Source organism: Zhongshania sp., assembly GCF_041623545.1.
Taxonomy (GTDB): Bacteria; Pseudomonadota; Gammaproteobacteria; order Pseudomonadales; family Spongiibacteraceae; genus Spongiibacter.
This window is the reverse complement of the sequence record NZ_JBFJWS010000165.1, coordinates 1-7,176: the sequence shown is the minus strand read 5'-3', so window position 1 is coordinate 7,176 and position 7,176 is coordinate 1. Positions and strand designations below refer to the sequence as shown.

At 48.1% G+C, this 7,176-nt stretch carries 5 protein-coding genes, 1 tRNA gene and 1 pseudogene; 3 read left to right on the top strand and 4 right to left on the bottom strand.

The annotated features are described in order from the left end of the window. Positions 1 to 353: pseudogene (locus tag ABYT30_RS13300) on the bottom strand (MBL fold metallo-hydrolase); the annotation flags it as partial. Positions 354 to 850: 497 nt separating this feature from the next. Continuing rightward, positions 851 to 1,792 carry a hydrogen peroxide-inducible genes activator gene (locus ABYT30_RS13295; RefSeq protein WP_373081731.1) on the bottom strand — a complete coding sequence of 314 codons (942 nt, stop codon included), beginning with the start codon at positions 1,790 to 1,792 and terminating at the stop codon, positions 851 to 853. Here ABYT30_RS13295 and ABYT30_RS13290 point away from each other — a divergent pair. Together ABYT30_RS13290 and ABYT30_RS13285 are read left to right on the top strand one after the other, a co-directional pair. Continuing rightward, entirely contained in the window at positions 1,786 to 2,565 is a 780-nt protein-coding gene (locus ABYT30_RS13290; protein WP_373096928.1) for a carbonic anhydrase, read from the top strand. The two genes, ABYT30_RS13295 and ABYT30_RS13290, sit on opposite strands and share 7 nt — an antisense overlap. Continuing rightward, positions 2,562 to 4,196, top strand: coding sequence for a SulP family inorganic anion transporter (locus ABYT30_RS13285; protein WP_373096927.1), 1,635 nt, complete (start codon positions 2,562 to 2,564; stop codon positions 4,194 to 4,196). The genes ABYT30_RS13290 and ABYT30_RS13285 overlap by 4 nt, the downstream gene beginning before the upstream one ends. A gap of 101 nt (positions 4,197 to 4,297) precedes the next feature. Here the strand turns inward: ABYT30_RS13285 and ABYT30_RS13280 are convergent, their stop codons facing one another. Further along, the gene (locus tag ABYT30_RS13280; protein ID WP_373096925.1) at positions 4,298 to 5,749 is read right to left on the bottom strand and encodes an OprO/OprP family phosphate-selective porin; all 1,452 of its coding nucleotides are present in this window, start codon (positions 5,747 to 5,749) and stop codon (positions 4,298 to 4,300) included. A gap of 637 nt (positions 5,750 to 6,386) precedes the next feature. After that, the gene (gene queD, locus ABYT30_RS13275) at positions 6,387 to 6,743 is read right to left on the bottom strand and encodes a 6-carboxytetrahydropterin synthase QueD (RefSeq protein WP_373081724.1); all 357 of its coding nucleotides are present in this window, start codon (positions 6,741 to 6,743) and stop codon (positions 6,387 to 6,389) included. 292 nt (positions 6,744 to 7,035) lie between these two features. Between queD and ABYT30_RS13270 the strand changes: the two genes are divergently transcribed. Beyond that, positions 7,036 to 7,111: transfer RNA gene (locus ABYT30_RS13270), tRNA-Val, on the top strand. The last annotated feature ends 65 nt before the right edge of the window (positions 7,112 to 7,176 follow it).

Sequence of the window (7,176 nt, the reverse complement as noted above, 5' to 3'; positions counted from 1 at the left end):
TGAATATTGTTGAGTTGCGCCTGACGCCACAAGCTGGGGTTTACTGACGCTGGTGCGTCACCTGTTATAAAGTCGTAGGCAGCAGGTTCCCATATCACGGTATTCTTTGGGCCAGCGACTTCTAAAGCATCGGGCTGGGCAATAAGGCCGCGTCTTGCCTCGTCAAAATCTTGCTTGTCAGTAAAGGGGAGTGATTTCAATACCTGTCTATTTAGCGTTGCCGTTGTCTCCGTTGCAGGTGAGCTGCCAAAGGCGTCGGCGTCAACGGTGCTTCGAGCTGTTCGATCACAGGCGGCCAGCAGGCTGAGTGTCAGTAATGGAATATATTTTAAGGCGCTTGATATTATAGGCATTGTCATTCTCCACCGATCACGGACATATTTTGCGCGATTTAAGCAAGTTTAAAGATACCTTAATTCGATAGCGCAAGGTCAGTTTTAATGTTTTCGGGTGTGCCACGAAAGCGCGTGGCGAGACAATAAACTCGATTGTAGCGTAAGTGTAGCTAAGCCTTGTGCATGCGCAATGTATACGCGTGCCTGCCTGTGCGACCTTTTACGTTACTGTTCGTATGGCTTTTCGCAGGGTGGTCTATTTCAAATAGCTAAATCAGACAAACGATGATAAATCGCAGTAATGCGTTCTATTGCGCGGGGAGGCCAGCGGCAATGAATAATATCAGGCCTATGTTTTAACGAACTTGAGGTTTTGTTTATTGGCTATGTGTGCTGTAGCCTAAGCTGCTAAGTATATATGGCCTTAGGTATTATTGAGTTCGAGATGGATCTACATTTCAATATGCGATTAATTGCTTTTTATAGCCTTATTGCGCTCTTGTCATAAGTTAACGTTAGCGCGTAGTAACAATAATGCCGGGTAGCCGCTGGTTTATGATTGCGCGGATATCGGCGGCTAATTCTCGATAGAATACTCTGTTCGGGGAGTTCGGTCGCCATACTAAGGCGTGTTTTCGAAGGATTGAAATATTATGTAACTCGCAAACGTGAAGGGCTTCTGGGTTGTGCATTTCGGAATGTACATATAAACCTGGCAAGAAAGCCACACCCATTCCCATTACCACCATCTGTCTCAATGTATCTAAACTGGTGCCTTCGTAATCCCGCTGAATATCTGCGCCCCAGCGTTCACATATTTCCTGTACCTGTAAATGGAAATGATGCTTGTTTTCTAGAGTTAATATTTTTTCGCCTCGTAATTTGCTTGGCGTAATATTCTTCTGGCCAGCCAAGGGGTGCTTTATGGGGACCACAAATTTTAATGGTTCAATAAATAGTGGGGCCATCGCAAGTTGCGGAATGGCCAACGGTAGTGGAACGATAGCTAAGTCGTAGACACCATCTAACAAATCTTTTTGTAACTCGCGGTGGGTTGCTTCGCGAACGTATAGCTTCAAATTCACATGGAGGTCATGCAAATCCGGTAATACATGTGGTAGTAAATACGGTCCAACGGTAGGAGGTACACCGAGGCGATATGTTGTTTGATGACCATCGCTCTTGGCCGCGGCCATATCCTCAAATTCTTTCATGCTGAGTAAAACTTGACGTGCTGCGTCAAGTAAATCTCGGCCGCTAGGAGAGAGTATGGTGCCTGCTCGGGAGCGCTCAAAGAGCGGAGTATTGATCGTAGATTCAAGAATCGCTATTTGGTTGGTGAGGGCGGGCTGACTCATTCCGAGCTCTTCAGCGGCTCGTCGGTAGTTTGCGTGTTTTGCTACCGCAACAAAATAATTTAGTTGTTTTATGCTGGGTGAGCTTATTTTTGATGCCACAATTTCGCCTGCCTTTGATAATAATAAGATATCAGCAAATACTATACCTTATTATTAAGCTATCAAAGGATAATCAAGTTGATATTGATTCCAGTTTGTTCATTAACGAGGAAGTACCCGTGGAAGATATTATTCAAGGTGTTGCTAAATTTCAAAATGAGGTTTATCCGGGAAAGGAGACTGCGTTTCGCAAATTGGCGAATGGGCAAAATCCGGATGTATTATTTATTACCTGTGCAGATTCACGCATCGATCCGGGTATGCTAACGCAAACCCAGCCGGGGGATTTGTTCATCTGCCGGAATGCTGGCAATGTAGTGCCGCCTCATAGCAACCACACTGGTGGGATTACTGCGTCAATCGAGTTCGCTGTTGCTGCTCTTGGAGTGTCACACATTGTGGTATGTGGACATAGTGATTGTGGTGCGATGAAGGGCGCAATTGATCCCAGTGCCTTAGAAGATTTACCGCATGTTAAAGAGTGGTTGGGACACTGTCGTGCGGCGCGCGAGATTGTAAAGGAGCGCCATGGTCATATTGATAAATGTCATTTAGACGAAGTCTCCAAAGAAAATGTTCTCCTGCAGTTGCAGCATCTGCGCACCCATGCTGCTGTGGCCGCAAAACTGGCTAGTGGGAAAGTCCGCCTGCATGGCTGGATTTACAATATTGCGAGTGGTGAAGTGGAGTGCTACAACGACGAGCGCCAACAGTTTGAGTTAATGGACTCGGCTTACAGTCACTTATTTGCCGAGCACGGAGTGGCAGTATGAAGTTAGCTCGCGACAACATCAGGGGCGATATTGCTGGCGGTATTACCGCTGGGGTGGTGGCCCTGCCGCTAGCATTGGCGCTAGGCGTGGCGTCAGGATTGGGGCCGATGGCGGGTATCTATGGTGCTATTGCAGTCGGCTTTTTCGCCGCATTGTTTGGTGGTACCAATTCGCAAATTTCCGGCCCAACTGGCCCAATGGTGGTGGTTTTGGCAGGGCTGTTTGCCAGCTTGTCAGGTGACGCTGCGCTGATTTTTACCACGGTAATGTTGGCGGGACTAATGCAGATAGCCTTTGGCTTTCTTGGCGTTGGCCAATATATCCGGCTAGTTCCTTATCCCGTAATCTCAGGGTTTATGACGGGGATTGGCGCGATAATTATTATTCTACAGCTGGGGCCGTTATTGGGGCATGATTCGCCAGGAAATCCCCTAGGTGCTTTGGCGAAGCTGCCGAATGCGGCGATGGATATCAATTTTGCTAATCTTGCTCTTGGTTTGGGCACTTTAGCGCTGGTGTTCTTTTGGCCGGCTCGGGCAGGTAAATATTTACCTGGACCGCTTGCAGCGCTGATTGCGGGTACCTTAATTGCCTTTTTTCTTTTTGATGTGCCAGTGCTTGGCGAGATTCCGTCAGGGCTACCGAGTATTCATTGGCCGGTCTTTGAGCAAAGTAAAGCCTTGCTGATCCTCGAAGCTGCGTTCATTTTGGCAGTGCTAGGTTCAATAGACAGTTTGCTGACCTCTTTGGTGGCAGACAATATGACCCGTGAGCGCCACGACAGTAATCGAGAGCTGATTGGTCAAGGCATCGGTAATACCGTCGCAGGCTTGATAGGTGGTATTGCGGGCGCTGGTGCAACCATGCGCACGGTGGTGAATATTCGCTCTGGTGGTCGTACCCGTTTGTCGGGGATGGTTCACGCGCTATTACTACTAGCCATCGTGCTTGGTTTGGGGCCACTAGCCTCGAATATTCCTTTGGCGGTGTTAGCCGGTATTTTGGTTAAAGTTGGTTTAGATATTATCGACTGGAGCTATATTAAGCGCGCAAATCACGGCCCGCGCTGGGATCTTGCCTTAATGCTGTTGGTGTTATCGCTGACGGTGTTTGTCGATTTGATTACCGCAGTGGCCGCGGGTGTGGTATTGGCGGCATTGGCATTTGTGAAACAAGTCGGTCAATTGCAGATCGACAGTCTGAAAAATACGCCTGAGCATCTTGATTCTGATGTGGAAAAAGCGTGTTTGGCGGAGTGCGGCGATCGTGTCGCGCTCTTCGAATTTAGCGGGCCGCTAAGCTTTGGTGCTGCTGCGGATCTTGGTCATCACGTGCGGGAGCACAGTGAAGTCGGTGCACGAGTGCTTATACTCGATTTTTCCCGTGTTCCATTTCTGGATGTGTCTGCGGTATTGGCTGTTGAAACCATTGCGAGTGACGCAGCCGGTAGTCATAAATTGCTGTACTTAGCGGGTATGAATGCAGATGTGCAGAAGGTACTAGCGGGTATGAGCAGTGGTGTTCCTGGCGATGGTGTTTATGCTACGCGCTTGGAAGCCTTGAAAGCTGCTGCAACAGTAGTTACGTCGAGCGACGTGAATACCGTAACTGGTGCGCTTGTTATGGAGTGAAGGGCTCTGCAGCGGGTGGGTTTTTCCGCCCGCTGCAGTTGAATGACTTATTTAAAGTGAAAGTACTACAGAGGCGGCCTCATATATGAGGCCGCCTTTTTTTATAGTGCCATTTGTGCGCGGAAGGCTACAACGTCGACATTATCGGCTTCGCTACCGTTGTTTTGAATTAATGGGCCTGACTCTACATCGTAGGCGCGGCTATAACCGAACAGTATGCGTAGGTTGGGGTTTAGATACCAATTTAGATTTAGGCTAACTCGTTGCTGGCCGCCACCCTGAATATCGTCATCTTTGAGGTCTAGCTCGTCGAGTCGTAACGCGAGCTCCCAAGCGCCCCAGTGATTTTGCGACGGATCAAAATTGTTGCGGGGTTTGAGCATTTTGAATTCGCCCTCTGAACCTTTATAGTTGCGTGCTTCCCCTGTTAATGTCCAGCCAAGCTGGAGATAGTGGGCGTTAAAGCGCAAGTCTGATCCGCCGTCGCGCTGGATGTCGGCTTGCCCCAATTCAGCTTGTGCTGAAAACCGGCCATGCATAGCTGCGAGCTCAAGCCCAGTTAGTTGGATCTCCTCAAACCCTGGAATGCTGCCGGTATCGCTGAGATATAGGTCAGACATATTGCTGGTTTCATAACGAAGGCGTGGTGTTTTGCCATTGCTCAGGCTGTTGTTGTCATTGGCCTTACGTAGACCAAAACTCGCGCCGAGGTGCAGTAATTGTCCCGGGGCATTAATAGGGGCAAAGGTTCCTCTAGCCCCGAAACCACCACCTTCATCGGCGCCGTTGCCGCTGGCCGAAACTGCGTCGCCGTAGACGCCACCTTTGAGTGACCAGTCCTGTCCCATTGTTTTGACGTTGATGCCCATCGCGCGGTCAAAATGTGGCAGGGTGAGTGCCGAGAGCAGTGAGCGCTCGTTAAACATAATGTCGTTTGAGCTTTCTTCGACTTCCATGCTGACGGAATGTTTTTGATTACCAACGGTAATCTCTAGATTGGGGGTGGCGTCATATGCCACAAGCACGTCTTTTAGGGAGACGCTATTGCCGCCCCAATCTGCCTCAATATTATAAGAGAAATCGCGATTAAATTTGCCTCGTAGTGCCAATCGCGCGCGACGAAGCTCCGTGCCCGAAACGGCTTCTGCTGGGTTGCCGTTACTGCGTTTTAGCAGGTCGTCATTGATGTGGGTGGTGCTGTCTGCGTGAATGCGTCCTCCGATGTTCATGGTGAAATCGCCGTTTTCAGAGCTGACCACTAAGCCTTTATTGGTGACTTCAGCCTTGGATGCCGTTGAGGTGCTCGGCTGAGCCTTGCTTGAACGCTTAACTTCTTCTGTTACTGGCTCAAACGTGCCGAGCTTAACTCTGTTGGTGCCAGGCTCGGTGAAAACCTGGTTGGTCTTGCGATCGACGTAAAGGTTTAGTGTCGGCTGTCCTTGCTGGGTGTTTTGAGCAGAGGCATTAGCGTTGCCATTAGCGCTAAGGTCAGCGTGTGCTAAGTGGGCGCCACTGGCGAGTAGGATACTTACTGGTAATAACAGACGCTTCATTTATGTCTCTCCGCAAATGCAAAATGGGTTAATTAATGCTGCCTTCTGTTTAGGGGCGCGAAACTGATGATTAGTAACGCGGCCTACTGGGCTGTGGCTATTGTGAGGGCTATTTATTACACAAATATGACAATCCTACTAATTTATTACGTTATTGCTACATTAATATTTCAAATTCGCTGGTGCCTTAATTGCCTGGAGTAGGGCGGGCATATTTTTACTGATGCCGTGAAAATAAAACGAAAAATAGATTGCATTTAATAGTTGCCATCAAACTTCTAACGATTTCCCTTTGGTAACGCATGGTAGCCAATTGGCGAATCGAGGTTGTCCACAGTATCTGTGGATAACTTGGTGGGTAACTTGTAAGTTCTGCCTTGAAAGGGAGAGCGTATCGGGGCTTTAACAAATTGTTCAAAAAATAGTCATTTTAATAATACCTATTAAATACAATGACTTATGATTGTTTTGAAATATATGTATTAAAAATTATTAGCTAAGTGATGAATTTATGGGTGCGTGTGCCTATCTGTGAATAAGTGTTACGTCAAGAGTTAAGTAATGTAACGTGTTACGTATTTTCCCTTATAAGGTCACTTGCCCTATTTTTTGTGCGACGTTGGTGCAAGCTGAAAATTTATTCACCCCGGTAAACGCATCCGCTGGTGCAGGTTTCGCGCACTTCGACCTGACTTAGTGCAGCTAAAATAGGTTTCAATTGTTGCCATATCCAAATGGCTAAGTTTTCACTGGTGGGGTTTTCGAGGCCGGGGATGTCGTTTAAGTAGTAGTGATCCAGCCGCTCATAGATGGGCTTGAATATCTGCTTTAGTTCGGAGAAGTCCATTAACCACCCAGTGTGCGGATCTATATCGCCGCTAATATAGAGGCGAATCAAAAAGCTGTGGCCATGAAGTCGGCCACATTTGTGGCCTTCGGGGACGTTGGGGAGAAAGTGGGCTGCTTCAAAGGTGAAGTCTTTGTATATTTCCACGGGTGGCTCCAGAAATTTGATCGGTCTATTTAAGGTGGTGATTGGCGTATTTGCGGTTTGCTCCCGCCAAATTTGCGCCAATGGTAATCAGCTGTGGCGGTGGTGTACAGCGTGTTCCTAGCTCTGTGCTTTGCGGCTGGTATTTCGGTCGGGTATCAGGCTTTATTTCTGTATAAAAAATGAACAAAATCAGTGTTATAGCTTTTTTTTAAAGAAAATGTAAAAAACTTCCCATCAGTGTTTGACAGGGGGAGTGTTTGCTGTAGAATGCGCCTCACTCGATCGATGAGAGGGGTGATTAGCTCAGCTGGGAGAGCATCTGCCTTACAAGCAGAGGGTCGGCGGTTCGATCCCGTCATCACCCACCATTATCGTGTAAAAGTATGCGGACCGGTAGTTCAGTTGGTTAGAATGCCGGCCTGTCACGCCGGAG